The following is an 18,278-nucleotide window of genomic DNA, read 5'->3' on the forward strand; positions in this document are numbered from 1 at the left end:
GATCAAACTCTCCAATAAAGTTAGTTTGTCTAGCATCTAAAAATAAAAATTGACGTTCACGTTGTTTGTTTCGTTCAGTTTTCAAAGAACTACTTAGTCGCTCATTTGCGACTTCCTTATGTTAACATCTTCATTTTTCGATGTCAACTAAGTTTTTCAATTTCTTTTTTGTCGTTTTCTGCGTTTCCGCATCAGCGACGGTTATTAATATATCATGTAGAAAAATGAAATGCAACACCTTTTGAAAACTTTTTTGAAACCAACTACATTTCTTTTTTAATATCATATACTTAAACGAAACATCTCTTTCATTTCTAAGTAATTCCTACATATATTCTATAGAAAGTCCCTCTGTCACAAAACGTTTCTTTCTATATAAAGTGAAACTTTAATCAGTGTGGGGGGTGTTCATCCCCCACTGATTATTAGCCTTCACCAATCGGGCATTTACGGGCAGTCGTCTCCCACCTAACTTTCTCGCATTCGGCGAATTTTGAGGCGGGGCTTACTGCCCGCAAATAGCGGGATAAACGTTTTATTCATATACTATATCATACAAGGAGGAATATACATGGACTACACCGACTTATTAATAAAACTAGGTCTCTCGGCTATTTTAGGATTCGCTATCGGTTTAGAGCGCGAATTAAAACGTAAACCACTCGGCTTAAAAACTTGTTTAGTTATTTCTATTATTAGTTGCCTCCTAACCATTGTTTCTATTAAAGCAGCTTACAACTTACCACATACCGATCATATGAATATGGATCCACTTCGACTTGCCGCTCAAATTGTATCCGGAATTGGTTTTTTAGGTGCCGGTGTAATTTTACGCAGAGGAAACGATAGTATTGCGGGATTAACGACCGCCGCTATGATTTGGGGTGCTTCTGGCATCGGCATTGCCGTTGGAGCTGGTTTCTATATCGAGGCTATTTTCGGAATGTGTTTCCTTATGATTAGTGTAGAACTTATACCATTAGCGATGAAATACGTCGGTCCTAGATCATTTCGCCAACGTGATATCGCAGTGAAACTCGTTGTACGAAATATGGACAATATCCCGACCGTAATTGAAGAAATAAAAGAAATGGATATAAAAGTTAAGAACATGAAGCTCAAAACATTGGAAAATGGTTCGCACTATTTACATTTGAAATTGTCTATCGATCAAAAAAGACATACCGCTGATGTTTATTATGCTCTTCAGCATCTTGAAAGTGTTCAACAAACCGAAGTGGAGAGTATGTAACATAAAGAAAAACGTTACTACCCAGCCATACCTTTCATTTAGAAGTTAGATAAGGAGTATTACTCCCGCGAGAATACGTACCTTATTATCTATAGAAAGTTATTTTCATTTTTCAGCATATAGATTACTGCCATGGAGATAAAATGGTCCTCTACCTTTCTTTGTTTTAAAACTTCGCGCATGGCAGGAAAAGACACTGACCGATCCTATACATAACCAGTCCCTCTCGGTCATTTTAAAAAATGCTTTTCTGGCGTTTTTTCATAGAGTGACTGAGTAGTTAAAGAAAAACTCTCTTTTTAATTAGAGAGTTTTTCTTTTTTCTATAATGGTAACAATGAATGTAGTCTTGAAAAGTAAGGAGGAATAGGAACTTGAAATCCCGTCCGAATTTAGTAGATACATTTCGCGATTCCATTATTTTTCGTTTAATTTGTTTTATTATTGTACTTACTGCCTTCTCCGGCTTTCTTATACATATATTAGAGCCATCTCACTTCACCACATGGTTCGACGGGGTTTGGTGGTCAATCGTTACCATTTTCACCGTTGGATACGGCGATTTCGCCCCCCATACAACGATAGGAAAACTTATTGGTATATGTATTATTTTATTAGGGACGGGATTTTGTTCTTATTATATGGTTCTATTCGCTACCGACATGATTAATAAACAATATATGAGAATTAAAGGTGAAGCAGCTGCTACCTCTAATGGTCATATGATTATCGTTGGCTGGAATGAGCGTGCAAAACATGTTGTAAAACAAATGCACATATTACAACCGAACCTTGATATCGTTTTAATTGATGAAACACTTTCTTTACTTCCAAAGCCATTTCATCATTTAGAATTTATAAAAGGTTGTCCGCATCACGATCAAACTTTATTAAAAGCTAACATTACAACAGCTCACACTATATTAATAACAGCGGATAAAGAGAAGAACGAAAGCTTAGCAGATACACAGTCCATTTTAAATATTTTAACTGCAAAAGGACTTAATCCAAACATTCACTGCATCGCTGAACTTCTTACTTCTGAACAAATCCAAAATGCAACGAGAGCTGGCGTATCAGAAATTATAGAAGGAAATAAATTAACGAGCTATGTATTTACCGCTTCTCTTTTATTCCCTTCCATTTCAGGTGTACTATTCTCACTTTACGATGAAATCTCTGATAACAAATTACAACTGATGGAGATTCCCCCGTCCTGCACCGGACAATCCTTTGCAAATTGTAGCTATACTCTTTTAAAGCAAAACATTCTCTTACTAGGTGTAAAGCGCGACGAACAATATATGATCAATCCAGTTCATTCTTTCATTCTCATCGAAAGCGACATACTCATCGTTATTCACCATTAAAAAAATGATTTTCTAGTTCTTGTACCAATACTTTACCAATATTGATATATTTTCTTTTCACATCTCCATCTGGATCTTGTGGCTCCGCAAATTGATCCAATCCACTCGTTCCAGCTGTTAAAGCATTAACATTATCATCTAGTTCGTCTTGATATACGTGCGAAAGAATATACGGTGTTTCAAGACGGACTATTACACCAGGCACATCTAGTTCCCCATCCACCGCTGTAAATGGTACGCGTAAAAATTGATACCCTTCTTCTTCGTCGATTTTATAATCAAAGCATCCTTTATCATAATCCCAATTGCCGCCAATACTATATCCAAGTGGTTTCATAACCTCTTCTAACTTATATAACGCATATGTACATCCTTCTAATTTTGATTGAATCGGAATCAAGCCCATCCCTCCTAGACTTTTCCTTTAGCATACCCATTCTAGTTTGAATATACCGATGTACCTTTCAATAAAATAATAAAAAGCGACCGGAGACCCGATCGCTTTTCATTATTTTAAACGCTCTTCTAATTCTGCTTTTAATTCTTCAAATCCTGGTTTACCAAGTAAAGCAAACATGTTTTTCTTGTATGCTTCTACTCCTGGTTGGTCAAATGGATTTACGCCTAATAGGTAGCCGCTCATCGCACATGCTTTTTCGAAGAAGTATACAAGGTAACCGAATGTGTACTCATTTAATTCAGGGATGTTTACGATTAAGTTTGGTACTCCGCCATCGCTATGTGCAAGTAATGTACCTTCGTATGCTTTTGTGTTTACGAAGTCTATCGTTTCACCAGCAAGGTAGTTTAATCCATCTAAATCGTTGTCGTCTAATTCGATTTTTAGTTCGTGTGTAGATTTACCTACTTTAAGAACTGTTTCGAATAGGTCACGACGACCTTCTTGAATGTATTGACCTAATGAGTGTAAGTCAGTTGAGAAGTTTGCTGAAGATGGGAAAATACCTTTTTGATCTTTTCCTTCACTTTCACCAAATAACTGTTTCCACCACTCAGAGAAGTAGTGAAGTGCTGGCTCATAGTTAACAAGCATTTCAATTGTTTTCCCTTTATTATATAGAGCATTACGAACTACTGCGTATTGGTAAGCTGGGTTTTCTTCAAGTTCTGATTTCGCGAAATCATTATGACCAGCAGCTGCACCTTTCATCATCTCTTCAATGTTTAGGCCACTTACAGCGATTGGCAATAAACCTACTGGTGTTAATACAGAGAAACGACCGCCAACATCATCTGGAATAACGAACGTTTCGTAGCCTTCATTATCAGATAATGTTTTTAAAGCACCGCGCGCTTTATCTGTAGTCGCATAAATACGTTTGCGTGCTTCTTCTTTTCCATACTTTTCTTCTAATAATTTACGGAAAATACGGAATGCGATTGCAGGCTCTGTTGTTGTACCTGATTTGGAAATAACGTTAATAGAAAAGTCTTTACCTTCTAGTACGTCCATTAAATCTTTCATGTAAGTGGAGCTAATGTTTTGTCCAACAAATAGCACTTGTGGAGTTTTACGTTGTTCTTTAGAAAGCGTGTTATAGAAAGAATGGTTTAACATTTCAATTGCTGCGCGTGCTCCTAGGTAAGAACCACCAATACCTACAACAAGTAAAATGTCAGAGTCATTTTTAATTTTTTCTGCGCATTTTTGAATGCGAGCGAATTCTTCTTTGTCATATTGAAGCGGAAGCTCTACCCACCCAAGGAAATCGTTCCCAGCTCCAGTTTTTTCGTGGATTGCATGATGTGTTACTTTTACTGCATCACGTAAATAAGTTAGTTCATTTTCACCGATGAAGGATAACGCTTTAGAATAGTCGAACGTTACATGTGTACTCATCTTTTTCCCTCCAATTATGTATATGTATTTCTGTATTCACTTTAGCGAAACTAAAGTTGTAAATCAAGCGATTCAACAATTGTAAACGTAACCATTATTTATTTTTTAGAAAAAGTTCATTTTTTGCATAAAAATTCGAATTTTTCGGTATAGATGTATATACATCGTTTTTCGTACATTTTTCATGTATAAAAACAACAAAACTATACCATTCTATAAAGGAGTTAAATTTTCTTATTAACTCCTTGCTTGCTCACGCTTCACATTAAGGGGGGGACTTTTCATGAGTACCTTGCAACGTATCGCATTAGTCTTCACTGTAATCGGCGCTGTTAACTGGGGACTGATCGGGTTCTTCCAGTTTGACTTAGTAGCGGCTATTTTCGGGGGACAGAAATCAGCTCTTGCACGTATTATTTACGGCATCGTTGGTATTTCTGGGCTTATCAATCTCGGCTTACTATTTAAACCATCCGAGAATCTTGGTACTCACCCAGAAACACATGAAATTCAATAGTCAGTATGTCTTTTTCGCCTCCGACATACGAATATGATTGCATGCAATCATATTTGCAAATATATATATCATAAGTCACAGTAAAAGAGGAACGCTCATATGCGTTCCTCTTTTACTTTATTACCTCCGACTCTTCAATCCATTCCGCTAGCTTTTCTCGCAGTGTATTAAATCCGTTCTCTGATGGATTCGGTATTAGAATTCGTCCTTGCTTTCTTTTCGCCGCTTTTAACGATAAACTCATTTTTCTGTGTTCTTCATCAATTGAAAGTACTTTTACTTCTACTGTATCTCCGACCTTTAAAAAGTCATGAATGTCTTTTACATACCCATTTGTGATTTCAGATATATGCACAAGTCCTTGTGTTTCTGCATCCAAAGCTACAAATGCACCGTAATCTTGAATTCCAGTTACTTTCCCTGTTACAACCACTCCCGTTGTATATTGTTCTGACATGTGAAACACTCCCATACGTTTACCATTTTCTCTACAATTGTAAATAGCAAAGCAGATGTATTTATTGTTAAATATCCGATTAGTGGTAAGTATCCTAAGTAAAACACCGAGGATGCTCCCACCTTATATTAGTAAATTATACCACTTTGATAGAACTCATTCAAAATTCACGAAAAAATTTCCTGTAATACGTATAATTCTCCAATATTAGGATAGAATACTAACACATGGCTTTCTAGTATTCCCCCCCTTTTATGGACAAAACGTATTGTGTTTTGTCCTTTTTTTATTCTCTATGAACCGTTCCATTCTCTTCATTGCTTCCATAAGTTGCTCAAGCGATGTTGCATATGAACAACGAATAAATCCTTCACCACTCCCGCCAAACACATTTCCAGGAACAACAGCCACTTTTTCTTCTAATAATAATTGTTCTGCAAATTCTGCTGAAGATAGTCCGGTTGAAGCTATAGAAGGGAAAACATAAAATGCCCCGCCTGGCACATGACATGTTAAGCCCATTTCATTGAAAGATGTCGTCATAAAGTTACGACGTTTTTTATAGCTATCTCTCATTCGAATTACTTCATCATTTCCTCCGCGTAATGCTTCAAGCGCTGCAAATTGAGACATCGTTGGTGCACACATCATTGAATACTGGTGGATTTTGAGCATTAATTCTGAAAATTGAACAGGGGCTGCAATCATCCCAAGACGCCATCCCGTCATGGCAAACCCTTTTGAAAACCCTGAAATTAAAATCGTATGGTCACGCATATTTTTAATACTCGCGAAACTTGTATATACTTCGTCGTATACGAGCTCTGCATAGATTTCATCAGATAATACGATTAAATTGTACTTCTCAACAATCACTGCTATTTCTTCAAGCTCGGGTTTGTTTAACATTGCACCTGTTGGATTATTTGGTGAACAAAGCAAAATTGCCTTTGTTTTCGCTGTAATAGCTGCTTCAATTTGTTCTGGTTGTACTTTAAACTCGTTTTCTAAAGTCGTTGCCACAGGAACCGGAACTCCTCCAGCTAATATCACAAGCGGTGCATAAGAAACGAAACTTGGTTCAATAATGAGTACTTCATCATCAGGATTTATAATGGCACGCATCGCTACATCTAACGCCTGACTCGCTCCAACTGTAACGATGATTTCATCGTTTGGATCATAAGATACTGCAAATTGTTTTTCTAGATACTTTGCTATTTCTTGACGGAGCTCCAATAATCCTGCATTTGCTGTATATGACGTATATCCTTGTTCTAAAGAACGAATACATGCTTGCCTTACATTCCAAGGTGTAACAAAGTCCGGCTCTCCTACTCCAAGAGAAATAACACCTTTCATATTTGCTGCTAAATCGAAAAACTTTCGAATACCAGATGGTTGTAAAGATTCTGCCGTTCTAGATAGTTCAAATTGCTTCATGGTGTCACCACAATGCGCTTATCATCATCGTTTTTTTCGTAAATAATTCCCTCATGTTTATACTTCTTCAAAATGAAATGCGTTGTTGTAGAAACGACAGATTCAATTGTTGCTAATTTCTCAGAAACAAACATCGCTACTTCTCCCATCGTCTTTCCTTCTAATGTAATAGAAAGATCGTATGTCCCTGACATTAAATACGCAGATTTTACTTCTGAATAACGATAAATTTGTTCAGCTACTGCATCAAAACCGACACCACGCTTCGGTGTAACTTTCACATCAATCATCGCCGTTAAACCAGTATGTTCTTTCACTTTTGTCCAATCGATATGTGTTACATAGTCCACGATAATCTTTTCACTTTCTAATTTCGTAACCATTTTTTTCGCTTCTTCTACTTCTATATTTAACAACTTCGCTAATGTATCTACAGATAAACGACTATTCTTTTCAAGACAAGCTAATAATTCCAATTCTTTCTCTGTCACCATATAAATCATCCTTCCTTTTCTGTTGTGTCTAAATTATACAAATACCCTTTCCAGTTTGAAAAGAAGATTTTTTTAGAGAATTATGTCAAAATAAAGTGAAACTTTAATCCATGGAAAGGTTCACCCCATGGATTATTAGTTGAACCAATCGGGCTTTTACGAGCAGTTGATCTCCCACCTCACTTCTTTGCCTCAACCGCCTTTTTAGGTGGGAGTCTTACTGCTCGTTAATGCGGGGTAAAGTGAACCTTTAATCAGCGGAAAAATGCGTGATAAAGCGAAAGGGGATGGAACCGTGAAACCAAAAGTATATATTGCCGAACCAGTTCCAACATTTGTAGAAAACTATTTATCAGAACACTGTGATTTCGAAAAATGGGATCAAGATGAGAAGGTACCTCGTGATGTTCTATTAGAGAAAATACAAGATAAAGATGGTTTATTAAATTTTGGATCTGCTATTAATGAAGAATTATTAGAAGCGGCTCCTAACTTAAAAGTAGTAAGCAACATTTCTGTCGGTTACGATAATTTTGATTTACAAGCGATGGAAAAGCGAAATGTCATCGGAACGAATACACCATACGTACTAGATGATACAGTAGCCGACCTTGTTTTCGCTCTTATGTTATCTGCCGGTCGCCGTGTTTGTGAACTCGACTCCTACGTGAAAAATGGTGAATGGAACGCTGAAATTGGAAAAGAACACTTCGGACTAGATGTACACCATAGTACAATCGGTATTATCGGAATGGGACGCATTGGTGAAGCTGTCGCAAAACGAGCGAAATTCGGATTTGATATGAATGTTCTTTATTATAACCGTCGCCGTAAAGAAGAAGCAGAGCAAAAATTCGATGCTACATATTGTGATTTACAGACGCTACTAAAACAATCTGACTTTATTGTCCTTCTTACTCCACTAACAGATGAAACATATCATCTTATTGGAGAAAAGGAATTTTCATTAATGAAAGAAACTGCAATCTTCATTAATGCTTCTCGCGGAAAAACAGTAGATGAAGAAGCGTTAATCCATGCATTAACAGAAAAGAAAATCTTTGCAGCGGGCATCGATACTTTTACACAAGAGCCGATTCAAAAAGATAATCCGCTCTTATCATTACAAAATGTTGTGACTTTACCGCACATTGGGTCTGCAACATTAAAAACTAGGCAGCAAATGGCAATGACAGCTGCTGAAAATTTAGTTGCAGGGTTACAAGGAGAAACACCGCCTAATATTGTTCGCAGATAATAATGAATAAACGAAAGGCAAGATGACATCGTCATCTTGCCTTTTTTTGTTAACATATTTTGTTTCTTGCCGGGAGATGATATGAACAAAAATCAATGGAGTGACAAAAAATGAACCATGAATGCAAATGCCCTTACTTCACTTTTTCCACTCGCGGGACTACTATTCATTACGAATTGTATGAACATAATACTAAAAAAGAACGACCTACTTTCGTACTCGTTCACGGCTTCCTCTCTTCCTCATTTAGCTATCGACGACTCATTCCTTTACTAACAAAGGAAGGTACAGTAATTGCCCTTGATTTACCACCATTCGGAAAAAGTGATAAATCTCATCTCTTTAAATATTCTTATCACAATTTAGCAGCTATTATTATCGATTTAATCGAACATTTATCTCTCGCGAATATTGTATTAGTTGGCCATTCTATGGGCGGACAAATTTCACTCTTTGTAAACCGTTTACGCCCTGAATTAATTTCAAAGACGATTTTACTATGTAGCTCTAGTTATTTAGCACGCGCAAACTTACCTTTACTGTACTCCTCTTATTTACCATTCTTCCACTTATACGTGAAGAACTGGATTATTCGAAGGGGCATCGTCCATAACTTAATGAATGTCGTTCATGACCATTCATTAATTGACAATGAAATGATGGAAGGCTACGCTGCTCCTTTTTATGATGATCGTATATTCCCTGCTTTAACTCGAATGATAAGAGACCGTGAAGGTGACTTATCTTCAACTGAATTACAAAAAATCGAAACCCCAGTATTACTCATTTGGGGTGAAAAAGATCGCGTCGTCCCTGTACATGTAGGACACCGTCTCCATAAGGACCTACCTAATTCAACTTTCATTTCTTACGAAAATACAGGGCACTTACTACCTGAAGAAAAGCCCGATCATGTTTATGAAGAAATTATTACGTTTGCGACGCAATAAAGTGAAGCTTTAATCCGTGGGGGTTTTTACGGGCAGTTTGATTTCTCGCCTAACCTCTTTGCTTCAACCGAATTTTGAGGCTGGAGTCTTACTGCCCGCAAATAGCGGGATAAAGTGAAGCTTTAATCCATCCGCACAAATGAAAATAAACAAAAAGGCTGTCGTAAATTCCGACAGCCTATAATGAACAACTTCCGCCTTCTTTTAGTACGAGTAACTCTACTGCTAATTTTTCGCATTTTTCAAGTGCAGGTACTTCTTCAAAAGACATAAAGTATATATGTTGAATCTTCTTTGCGATGTATTTCGGATCATCAAACACACTTACGACGTTTACAACATCGCTCGCTTCTGTTTCATAAAACTCCGGTCCCATTTGAAACGGATCCCAATTTTTCACAACCTCAATCATTTTGTCATATGCACCCATCTGCTTCCCGCCTTTTCACTTTTTAATGCTTTTCTTTATCGTATCACATCAGCTATTCTATAAGAAGAGTGAGAATTTTCATAACTTAACAGTTTGACAGAAGAAAGGAGCAAACATATGCAACTATTTCATAAAACGGTAAATCGTCGCGGAACGCATAGTACAAAATGGGATACATATAAAAATGAAGAGCTCATCCACGCTTGGATTGCCGATATGGATTTTGAAGTACCAAAACCAATTCAAACTGCATTACAAAAACGCACAGAACATCCTATTTTCGGCTATACACTTCCTCCTGAAAATATTGGGAATATCATTTGTAATTGGACGAAAAGCCAATACAATTGGGAAATACAAAAAGAATGGATTGTATTTAGCGCAGGTATCGTCCCAGCTCTTAGTACGAGCATACAAGCTATAACGAAAGAAGGAGAAGCCGTACTCGTACAACCTCCTATTTATCCACCATTTTTTGAAATGGTCAAAACAAATAATAGACAATTATGTGAGAGTCCCTTGTTTAAACAAAATGGCATATATAAGATAGACTTCGAGCATCTAGAAACTCAATTTAAACAAGGTGTAAAACTAATGCTTCTTTGCAGCCCTCACAATCCTATCGGGCGCGTTTGGACGAAAGAGGAGCTAACAAAACTCGGTACGTTATGTACGCAATATAATGTAACCGTTGTCGCGGATGAAATTCACGCCGATATTATTTATAGAGGCCATACTCATACACCGTTTGCTTCTTTATCTGAAGAATTAGCAGCACGCACTATTACTTGTATGGCTCCGAGCAAAACATTTAATATCGCTGGATTACAAGCATCGATCATTATTATTCCGAATGAAAATCTCCGTAATGCCTTTATGTCTATCCAATATAGACAAGGATTCCACGGATTAAATACATTTGCTTATACAGCAATGCAAAGTGCCTATACAGAATGTAATGATTGGCTAAATGAAATTCGATTGTACGTTGAAGATAACGCTCAATTTGCTTGTAAGTATATTCAAAATCACATACCAGCTCTTTCTGTAATTAAACCAGAAGGCAGTTTTTTACTGTGGATTGATTGTTCCCACTTGGATCTTTCTCAAGATGAACGAACAGCATTGCTTGAAGAGAAAGGTAAAATCATCGTTGAGCCTGGTGAGAAATACGGAATGGGCGGGGAAGCCTATATCCGAATTAACATTGGCTGTCCTAGATCTGTTTTAGAAGAAATTTTAAACAGACTACACCATACATTCTCATAACAAAAAAGGAGGCTATCCCAAAATGATTTTGGGATAGCCTCCTTTTTTTCGATAAATCGATATAATTCCACTTACTATCATGCGGTTTTACAACAAAATCTACCATTCAAGGTAGCTTCTATTTTTTCTTCATATCCGACACTTTTTTTACGATAACACCGCAAGCAATTCGGCCACCAGATTTACCCGTTGGTTGCGTCATACCATCATCAGCGTTTTCTGTAATAATAATAGACGCTCCATCTTTTCTATGAATCGTCGTTTTTCCTTCTTCAAGCGTTATATGCGGAGCATCGATTTCTGCTTTAATCTTTCCCGAACCGTCTGCAACTACGTTCGGTAAATCACCATTTTCTGCGCCCTTCGGATTGAGGAGTCCATGTTTTTTATTATCCGGATTAAAATGATTCCCAGATGATTCGAAACGTGGCGCTTTACATTCTCCGATTTCATGCACATGTATCCCGTGTGGTCCTGGTGTAAAGCCTTCCGCTTTAATCTTAATTTTCACTCCACTTGTTTGCTGAACTACTTTGGCAGTCCCAACTTCATCACCTGAAGCATTATGTAATTTCACATCAATTTCTTTCGGCTTCCCTTGGTCACAACCCGCCATTAGAAATAATAAACAACAACTGAAAAAAAGCCGTCTTTTCATTCAATTCCCTCCAAAATGCTTTCTGCCCTTAGATTGTCCGAGCATAGAGGGAAACATACAAAAATGAATTACCGTTTCTTTTCAGCTAAAAGCTTTTCTTCTACTTTCTGTAATCGCTCTGCTTCTCGTTTTGATACACGAATAAACATACGCCACGTAGCAACCGCACCGATGATAAATAGAACGCAAACAATACCTGGAATAATATACTCCGTTTTATCTTCAGGAAAATATAAAGGCATCATATGAAACACTCCTTATCGGGGAATTTATAGCAAGAATAAACATCAGAATTTTCTGTTTTATCACCTTAAATTATAATTGAAGCCTGTCATATTCTCAAGGACATTCAAAAATCAACTAATTTCTTTGACTCCTTCTTATACTTTCCTTACTATAAACTTGAGGTGAAAAATATGAGAGAAACATTTGAAATTGGTGAAATCGTTACTGGTATTTATAAAACTGGAAAATACATCGGCGAAATTACAAATAGCCGTCCTGGCAGTTACGTCGTAAAAGTACTAGCTGTTTTAAAACATCCAGTGCAAGGTGATTTACATAATGTAAAACAAGCTGACGTACCATTCTTCCATGAAAGACGTGCTTTAGCTTTTCGTGAACAGACGAACATTCCAGAGCAAATGGTGAAGAAATATGAAGGGGAAATTCCGGATTATACAGAGTCACTAAAATTAGCATTAGAAACTCAAATGAATTCATTTTCTGAAGATGATTCACCTTTTGCGGGGCGTAGTCTAGAAACACTTCAGCAATTGAAGCGAGATTACAAACTTTAAAAAACAAAACGACCAAATTACATATTTTGCAATTTGGTCGTTACTGTGTACTCACTTTCTTTAACACTTTCGAAAAATCAACAAGTTCCCCTAATGTCGGAGGTGCTGGTTTGACTAAATACTCTTTATCTTTTTCTACTAACTTAAAAATATTATATGTCGTCATTGCATCATCAAGCGCACAATGATGCTTTCCTGTTCCTGCTTTTCCATACGCCTCAATTGCTTTCCACAGCCCTGTTTGATTTCTCTCTCCAAAAAACTTCTTATACTCAAGCGATAAATCACGACACTGTCCAAAGAATGGAAATTCTACTCCCGCCATTTCACAGTTATGCTTTAAGACTTTCATATCCATATTTCCCCACGTTACAATTGTCGGTCTACCACTCTTTTCATATTCTGCAAGTTTCTCAACAAGTTCATGAAAAGAAATTCCTTTGTCCACTACTTCCTGTTTAATTCCTAAAAATTTTTTACATCGATCCGTTAAAGACGGAAATGTTTTCGGTCTAATATGCGATGAATACGTATCTTCCACCTTACAACCAACAACTGAAACGAGTCCGACCTCAATAATTTCTGGGAAAAAACCTTTTGGCTTTTTTCTATGCTGGGGCATCGTAAACTCAAAGTCTAAAAACAAAAATCGTTGTTCATCCATACGATCCCTTCCTTATCATATTTGTCATTCCTTTCTATTTGACACTCCTACACGAACAAGCTCGAATGCTGATTCGATTTTAAATATTCAGATTGGATGTATCTTATATATATGTCAGATGCCCACAAATATTTTTAAAAATAAGAAAAAATGACCTATGCAGAAAATATGACAAAATAAACCCTTTCATTTACATCCGCCATTTTTCTACTTTATAATGACGTTATGTGTGTTTCATCTAGTTAATTTTTTGACACACTAAGAAAAGTGAATGAAAGGAGATGAGAGTTTTGCACGAAACAACGCAAGAACTCGCAAACTGGCAGTATTATTTCGCTATCGCAGTCTTTTTAATTACATATGCCATTATTATTTCTGAAAAAATTAACCGTGCTGTCATCGCACTTCTTGGTGCAGCATTCATGGTAATTGCAGGGGTCGTTGACTTACACAATGCCTTTACGAAACATATTGAATGGGGAACAATTACATTACTCATCGGTATGATGATACTCGTAAACATTACAAGTAAGTCAGGTGTCTTCCAATACGTTGCCATTAAAGCCGCAAAAGGAGCACAAGGAAATCCAATTAAAATTTTAATTTCACTTTCCTTACTTACCGCGCTCGGTTCCGCATTTTTAGATAACGTTACAACAGTACTTCTTGTTGTTCCAGTTACTTTATCTATTACGCGCATCTTGCAAGTAAATCCTGTTCCATATTTACTTTCTGAAATTATTTTTTCAAATATCGGAGGAACAGCAACATTAATTGGTGATCCGCCAAATATTATGATTGGCTCTGCAAATAAGCATTTAGATTTCAATGCTTTCTTATTCAACTTAGCACCTATCGTGATCATCATTATTGCTGTTACGGCAACAATTCTTTACTTCATGTACCGTAAGCAATTAATTGCTGATCCTGTACAAATTAAAAAATTAATGAGCTTAGATGAAAAACAATACATTAAAGACCCAGTATTAATGAAGAAATCTTTAACAGTACTTGGCCTTACTATTTTAGGTTTCATGACTCATTCCATTTTCCATATTGATGCAGCTATCATCGCCTTAACTGGCGCTACTGTACTTATGCTAATCGGTGTGAAAGAGCATGAAATTGAAGAGGTATTCGCAAGTGTAGAGTGGGTAACAATCTTCTTCTTCGCGGGACTATTCGTACTCGTTGGAGGACTTATTGATATCGGGCTTATCAAAATGTTAGCTCAAAAAGTAATTGGAATAACAGGCGGAGATATTTCTCAGGCATCTATCCTTATTCTATGGGTATCTGGTATCGCCTCTGCAACAATCGATAACATTCCATTCGTTGCAACAATGATTCCACTTATTAACGATATGGCAGTTGGGCTAGGTTTATCACCTTCTGACGCACAAGTCGACGTACTATGGTGGGCATTAGCATTAGGTGCTTGCTTAGGTGGAAACGGAACATTAATCGGAGCTTCTGCTAACGTAATCGTAGCCGGAATCGCAAGTCGTGAAGGACATAAATTCAGCTACATGGAATTCCTTAAAGTCGGCTTCCCAATTATGATCGTTTCATTAATCATTTCTCACATTTATATTTATTTACGCTACCTTATGTAGTAGAAAAAAGGGCTGTCCTATGTGGCAGCCCTTTTTCTTTTTTCCTTAATAAATGAAATTATGTTAACGATTTTTCAAATATATCTATCACAAATCACAATATATCAACGATTCTACACGAAATATCGATTTACCGACAAAGAACCGTTCCAAAACATCTTTGGAACAGCTCTTCACATATATCTACTCGTTATACCTCACCGGCTCATTCCGAATAATGAACAAATGAATCGGCAAGAAAACCGAAAATGTGATTGTATGAATGATCGTAAATAGTATGGAATTCGTTCCGTATCTATCCAAAATAGCATAGATAAGATAAATAGACAGTACAAGTGATACAGCTGTTGCTAATATATATAGAATTGGTACGAAATTAAAGATGAAGCATCCAACATATATGCCAAATACTTTCCACCCTGCTTCTTCTTTCAAGAAATCTGGTAATTTATCTTTCGCTAAATCACCCCATATCTTACTATTTATAAACGGAATAAAAGCAAGAACACCATCAGTTGCACCATCATTTTTTGCCATCGTATAAAGTGCAAAAGCCGTTAACAAATACGAAATAATTGCCCAAATTATTATAACAAGCATAAACGCAAAACTAAGAGCAAAGAAACCTGCTAGTACGCCTTGATCTTCCATCTTATCCTCTCCTCTCTCTTCTCAACATATTTCATTACAGTGCAAGTTATGTTTTAAAATTTAACCAAACTCTTTGTATAATAAGAAGAGAAAGATAATGAGAGAGGAGCACATACCTATGCATCCATTTGTAAAGGCATTACAAGAGCATTTTACAGCTCATCAAAATCCCGAAAAAGCAGAACCGATGGCACGTTATATGAAAAATCACTTCCCGTTTCTCGGTATTCAAACTCCTGAGAGAAGACAGTTATTGAAAGACGTCATTCAAATACATACTCTCCCAGATAAAAAGGACTTCCAAATTATCGTGCGTGAACTTTGGGACCTACCAGAACGTGAATTTCAAGCTGCCGCACTCGATATCATGCAAAAATATAAAAAACACATAAACGAAACTCACATCCCATTTTTAGAAGAACTTATTGTCACAAAATCTTGGTGGGATTCTGTTGATAGCATCGTCCCTACATTTTTAGGTGCTATCTTTTTAAATCATCCAGAATTAATTTCTGCATATATTCCAAAGTGGATTGCATCAGAAAACATATGGTTACAACGTGCCGCTATTTTATTCCAGCTAAAATATAAACAAAAAATGGATGAAGAACTCCTTTTCTGGATTATCGGACAACTACATTCCTCAAAAGAATTTTTCATTCAAAAAGCAATCGGCTGGGTCCTTCGCGAATATGCAAAAACAAAACCAGATGTAGTATGGGAATACGTTCAAAATAACGAACTTGCCTCGCTTAGTAAACGCGAAGCAATTAAGCATATTAAGCAAAATTACGGAATAAATAACGAAAAAATAGGCGAGACTCTATCCTAGATGGGCACGTTCCTCTATTGAGATTTAAAAAAGAACGTGTTAAACTATGTTCATTATTATTAATATAAGTAGCGATGACGGACTTATAAGTACTTGCATAAAAAGCGATTCAGGGATAGTGAAAGCCTGAAGCTGCGAGGAAACGGCAGTCTCGAGCAATACGTGATAAAGTGGATGCACATTTTGTGTATCAACTAGGGTGGAACCGCGGGCAAACGCTCGTCCCTAGGCGATTAAGCCTTGGGATGAGCGTTTTTTTATGTTTTTTAAAGCATATATTGCTCGTTTCCAAAGTACCCATCACGTCATCGCAAATACGTTAACTTTCAAAAGGAGGATTTTATTATGTATTCAATGGAACAAGTTGTAAACTTAGCGAAACATCGCGGTTTCGTTTTCCCTGGTTCTGAAATTTACGGTGGTCTTGCAAACACATGGGATTACGGTCCACTTGGAATCGAATTAAAAAATAACGTCAAAAAAGCTTGGTGGAAAAAATTCATTCAAGAATCTCCACACAACGTTGGTTTAGACGCTGCTATTTTAATGAACCCAAAAACTTGGATCGCTTCTGGTCACGTTGGTAACTTTAATGATCCAATGATCGACTGTAAAAAATGTAAAGCTCGTCACCGTGCTGACAAATTAATTGAAGATGCATTAGACGCAAAAGGTATCGAAATGGTCGTTGACGGTCTTACTTTCGACCAAATGGCTGACTTAATGAAAGAACATGAAGTAAAATGCCCAGATTGCGGTAGCCAAGAATTCACGGAGATCCGTCAGTTCAACTTAATGTTCAAAACATTCCAAGGTGTTACAGAGTCTAGCACAAACGAAATCTTCCTTCGTCCTGAAACAGCACAAGGTATTTTCGTAAACTTTAAAAACGTACAACGCTCTATGCGTAAAAAACTTCCATTTGGTATCGGCCAAATCGGTAAAAGTTTCCGTAACGAAATCACACCTGGTAACTTCACATTCCGTACACGTGAATTCGAACAAATGGAACTTGAATTCTTCTGTAAGCCTGGTGAAGATTTAGAGTGGTTCGCATTCTGGCGTGAAACTTGTAAAAACTGGTTACTTTCACTTGGTATGACTGAAGAAAGCATGCGTCTTCGTGACCACGGTGAAGACGAATTATCTCATTACAGTAACGCAACAACTGATATTGAATTCAGATTCCCATTCGGTTGGGGCGAACTATGGGGCGTTGCATCTCGTACAGACTTCGATTTAAAACGTCATATGGAACACTCTAACGAAGACTTTAACTATATCGATCCACAAACGAATGAGCGTTATGTGCCTTACTGCATCGAACCATCTCTAGGTGCAGACCGTGTAACATTAGCATTCTTATGTGATGCATATGAAGAAGAGCAATTAGAAAACGATTCTCGTACAGTTCTTCGTTTCCACCCTGCTTTAGCACCATATAAAGCAGCTATCTTACCATTATCTAAAAAGCTATCTGAAGGTGCTACTGAAGTATTCGCAGAACTAGCTAAAGACTTCATGGTAGACTTTGATGAAACTGGTTCTATCGGTAAACGTTACCGTCGTCAAGACGAAATCGGTACTCCATTCTGTATCACATACGACTTCGACTCTGTTGAAGACAAAGCTGTTACAGTACGTGATCGTGACACAATGGAACAAGTTCGTATGCCAATTAGCGAACTAAAAGGTTTCTTAGAGAAAAAAATCCAGTTCTAATTATAAAAAAAGAGGCTGCTCATCAGAGCTGCCT

At 37.0% G+C, this 18,278-nt stretch carries 20 protein-coding genes; 10 read left to right on the plus strand and 10 right to left on the minus strand.

The window, feature by feature from the left end; genetic code table 11:
- Window positions 1-571 precede the first annotated feature (571 nt).
- Together MR155_RS21695 and MR155_RS21700 are read left to right on the plus strand one after the other, a co-directional pair.
- Window positions 572-1,252: an MgtC/SapB family protein gene (locus MR155_RS21695; protein ID WP_002067957.1), complete on the plus strand. Its 681-nt coding sequence runs from the start codon at window positions 572-574 to the stop codon at window positions 1,250-1,252.
- 374 nt (window positions 1,253-1,626) lie between these two features.
- Window positions 1,627-2,622: a potassium channel family protein gene (locus tag MR155_RS21700; protein ID WP_002191049.1), complete on the plus strand. Its 996-nt coding sequence runs from the start codon at window positions 1,627-1,629 to the stop codon at window positions 2,620-2,622.
- Here MR155_RS21700 and MR155_RS21705 read toward each other — a convergent pair.
- Window positions 2,609-3,022, minus strand: a complete 414-nt coding sequence (locus tag MR155_RS21705; protein ID WP_016093472.1) for a YugN-like family protein — start codon at window positions 3,020-3,022, stop codon at window positions 2,609-2,611. The genes MR155_RS21700 and MR155_RS21705 overlap by 14 nt on opposite strands.
- A gap of 108 nt (window positions 3,023-3,130) precedes the next feature.
- Window positions 3,131-4,483: a glucose-6-phosphate isomerase gene (locus MR155_RS21710; RefSeq protein WP_002015845.1), complete on the minus strand. Its 1,353-nt coding sequence runs from the start codon at window positions 4,481-4,483 to the stop codon at window positions 3,131-3,133.
- Between the two features lie 283 nt (window positions 4,484-4,766).
- Between MR155_RS21710 and MR155_RS21715 the strand changes: the two genes are divergently transcribed.
- On the plus strand, window positions 4,767-5,000 hold the full coding sequence (locus MR155_RS21715; protein WP_002089278.1) for a DUF378 domain-containing protein: 234 nt from the start codon (window positions 4,767-4,769) through the stop codon (window positions 4,998-5,000).
- Between the two features lie 112 nt (window positions 5,001-5,112).
- Here MR155_RS21715 and yugI read toward each other — a convergent pair whose 3' ends face one another.
- From yugI to MR155_RS21730, 3 genes are all read right to left on the minus strand, one after another.
- A complete protein-coding gene (gene yugI / locus MR155_RS21720) occupies window positions 5,113-5,457 on the minus strand; it encodes a S1 domain-containing post-transcriptional regulator GSP13 (RefSeq protein ID WP_002015848.1) in 345 nt (114 codons plus the stop codon).
- A gap of 252 nt (window positions 5,458-5,709) precedes the next feature.
- A complete protein-coding gene (locus tag MR155_RS21725) occupies window positions 5,710-6,900 on the minus strand; it encodes an aminotransferase (RefSeq protein WP_242247780.1) in 1,191 nt (396 codons plus the stop codon).
- Entirely contained in the window at window positions 6,897-7,394 is a 498-nt protein-coding gene (locus MR155_RS21730) for an Lrp/AsnC family transcriptional regulator (protein ID WP_113938635.1), read from the minus strand. The genes MR155_RS21725 and MR155_RS21730 overlap by 4 nt, the downstream gene beginning before the upstream one ends.
- Window positions 7,395-7,659: 265 nt before the next feature.
- Between MR155_RS21730 and MR155_RS21735 the strand changes: the two genes are divergently transcribed.
- Window positions 7,660-8,652, plus strand: a complete 993-nt coding sequence (locus MR155_RS21735) for a 2-hydroxyacid dehydrogenase (RefSeq protein ID WP_242311063.1) — start codon at window positions 7,660-7,662, stop codon at window positions 8,650-8,652.
- 110 nt (window positions 8,653-8,762) lie between these two features.
- A complete protein-coding gene (locus MR155_RS21740) occupies window positions 8,763-9,602 on the plus strand; it encodes an alpha/beta fold hydrolase (protein WP_002089283.1) in 840 nt (279 codons plus the stop codon).
- Between the two features lie 178 nt (window positions 9,603-9,780).
- Here the strand turns inward: MR155_RS21740 and MR155_RS21745 are convergent, their stop codons facing one another.
- On the minus strand, window positions 9,781-10,032 hold the full coding sequence (locus tag MR155_RS21745; RefSeq protein WP_002015854.1) for a YugE family protein: 252 nt from the start codon (window positions 10,030-10,032) through the stop codon (window positions 9,781-9,783).
- A gap of 117 nt (window positions 10,033-10,149) precedes the next feature.
- Between MR155_RS21745 and MR155_RS21750 the strand changes: the two genes are divergently transcribed.
- A complete protein-coding gene (locus MR155_RS21750; RefSeq protein WP_113938632.1) occupies window positions 10,150-11,301 on the plus strand; it encodes a MalY/PatB family protein in 1,152 nt (383 codons plus the stop codon).
- Window positions 11,302-11,419: 118 nt separating this feature from the next.
- On the opposite strand, the gene MR155_RS21755 is transcribed toward MR155_RS21750, so the two are convergent.
- Together MR155_RS21755 and MR155_RS21760 are read right to left on the minus strand one after the other, a co-directional pair.
- Window positions 11,420-11,959: a superoxide dismutase family protein gene (locus tag MR155_RS21755; protein WP_242311064.1), complete on the minus strand. Its 540-nt coding sequence runs from the start codon at window positions 11,957-11,959 to the stop codon at window positions 11,420-11,422.
- Between the two features lie 68 nt (window positions 11,960-12,027).
- Window positions 12,028-12,204 (minus strand): hypothetical protein, encoded by a 177-nt coding sequence (locus MR155_RS21760; protein WP_000982764.1) that lies wholly within the window; start codon window positions 12,202-12,204, stop codon window positions 12,028-12,030.
- Between the two features lie 171 nt (window positions 12,205-12,375).
- On the opposite strand from MR155_RS21760, the gene kapB reads away from it, so the two are divergent.
- Window positions 12,376-12,759: a kinase-associated lipoprotein KapB gene (kapB, locus tag MR155_RS21765; protein WP_219301098.1), complete on the plus strand. Its 384-nt coding sequence runs from the start codon at window positions 12,376-12,378 to the stop codon at window positions 12,757-12,759.
- 40 nt (window positions 12,760-12,799) lie between these two features.
- Here kapB and kapD read toward each other — a convergent pair whose 3' ends face one another.
- The gene (kapD, locus tag MR155_RS21770) at window positions 12,800-13,423 is read right to left on the minus strand and encodes a 3'-5' exonuclease KapD (protein WP_219301097.1); all 624 of its coding nucleotides are present in this window, start codon (window positions 13,421-13,423) and stop codon (window positions 12,800-12,802) included.
- Window positions 13,424-13,713: 290 nt separating this feature from the next.
- On the opposite strand from kapD, the gene MR155_RS21775 reads away from it, so the two are divergent.
- Entirely contained in the window at window positions 13,714-15,039 is a 1,326-nt protein-coding gene (locus tag MR155_RS21775; protein ID WP_002139350.1) for an ArsB/NhaD family transporter, read from the plus strand.
- Window positions 15,040-15,222: 183 nt separating this feature from the next.
- Here the strand turns inward: MR155_RS21775 and MR155_RS21780 are convergent, their stop codons facing one another.
- Window positions 15,223-15,690, minus strand: a complete 468-nt coding sequence (locus MR155_RS21780) for a hypothetical protein (RefSeq protein ID WP_002034556.1) — start codon at window positions 15,688-15,690, stop codon at window positions 15,223-15,225.
- A 118-nt stretch (window positions 15,691-15,808) separates the two neighbouring features.
- Here MR155_RS21780 and MR155_RS21785 point away from each other — a divergent pair, with 118 nt between their 5' ends.
- Both MR155_RS21785 and MR155_RS21790 read left to right on the plus strand, forming a co-directional pair.
- Window positions 15,809-16,522 carry a DNA alkylation repair protein gene (locus tag MR155_RS21785; RefSeq protein WP_242311065.1) on the plus strand — a complete coding sequence of 238 codons (714 nt, stop codon included), beginning with the start codon at window positions 15,809-15,811 and terminating at the stop codon, window positions 16,520-16,522.
- A gap of 345 nt (window positions 16,523-16,867) precedes the next feature.
- Entirely contained in the window at window positions 16,868-18,244 is a 1,377-nt protein-coding gene (locus tag MR155_RS21790) for a glycine--tRNA ligase (protein ID WP_002015863.1), read from the plus strand.
- Window positions 18,245-18,278 lie beyond the last annotated feature (34 nt).

The organism is Bacillus cereus group sp. BfR-BA-01331 (assembly GCF_022663915.1).
GTDB classification, from domain to species: Bacteria; Bacillota; Bacilli; order Bacillales; family Bacillaceae_G; genus Bacillus_A; species Bacillus_A mycoides.

Bases quoted from the DNA above. Each gene is read 5' to 3' on its own strand.
- MR155_RS21790 (WP_002015863.1), top strand. From the start codon at position 16,868: ATGTATTCAATGGAACAAGTTGTAAACTTAGCGAAACATCGCGGTTTC.
- MR155_RS21785 (WP_242311065.1), top strand. From the start codon at position 15,809: ATGCATCCATTTGTAAAGGCATTACAAGAGCATTTTACAGCTCATCAA.
- MR155_RS21750 (WP_113938632.1), top strand. From the start codon at position 10,150: ATGCAACTATTTCATAAAACGGTAAATCGTCGCGGAACGCATAGTACA.
- kapD (WP_219301097.1), bottom strand. From the start codon at position 13,423: ATGGATGAACAACGATTTTTGTTTTTAGACTTTGAGTTTACGATGCCC.
- kapB (WP_219301098.1), top strand. From the start codon at position 12,376: ATGAGAGAAACATTTGAAATTGGTGAAATCGTTACTGGTATTTATAAA.
- MR155_RS21755 (WP_242311064.1), bottom strand. From the start codon at position 11,959: ATGAAAAGACGGCTTTTTTTCAGTTGTTGTTTATTATTTCTAATGGCG.
- MR155_RS21715 (WP_002089278.1), top strand. From the start codon at position 4,767: ATGAGTACCTTGCAACGTATCGCATTAGTCTTCACTGTAATCGGCGCT.
- MR155_RS21780 (WP_002034556.1), bottom strand. From the start codon at position 15,690: ATGGAAGATCAAGGCGTACTAGCAGGTTTCTTTGCTCTTAGTTTTGCG.
- MR155_RS21695 (WP_002067957.1), top strand. From the start codon at position 572: ATGGACTACACCGACTTATTAATAAAACTAGGTCTCTCGGCTATTTTA.
- MR155_RS21740 (WP_002089283.1), top strand. From the start codon at position 8,763: ATGAACCATGAATGCAAATGCCCTTACTTCACTTTTTCCACTCGCGGG.
- MR155_RS21730 (WP_113938635.1), bottom strand. From the start codon at position 7,394: ATGGTGACAGAGAAAGAATTGGAATTATTAGCTTGTCTTGAAAAGAAT.
- MR155_RS21725 (WP_242247780.1), bottom strand. From the start codon at position 6,900: ATGAAGCAATTTGAACTATCTAGAACGGCAGAATCTTTACAACCATCT.
- MR155_RS21735 (WP_242311063.1), top strand. From the start codon at position 7,660: ATGCGTGATAAAGCGAAAGGGGATGGAACCGTGAAACCAAAAGTATAT.
- MR155_RS21745 (WP_002015854.1), bottom strand. From the start codon at position 10,032: ATGGGTGCATATGACAAAATGATTGAGGTTGTGAAAAATTGGGATCCG.
- MR155_RS21710 (WP_002015845.1), bottom strand. From the start codon at position 4,483: ATGAGTACACATGTAACGTTCGACTATTCTAAAGCGTTATCCTTCATC.
- yugI (WP_002015848.1), bottom strand. From the start codon at position 5,457: ATGTCAGAACAATATACAACGGGAGTGGTTGTAACAGGGAAAGTAACT.
- MR155_RS21760 (WP_000982764.1), bottom strand. From the start codon at position 12,204: ATGATGCCTTTATATTTTCCTGAAGATAAAACGGAGTATATTATTCCA.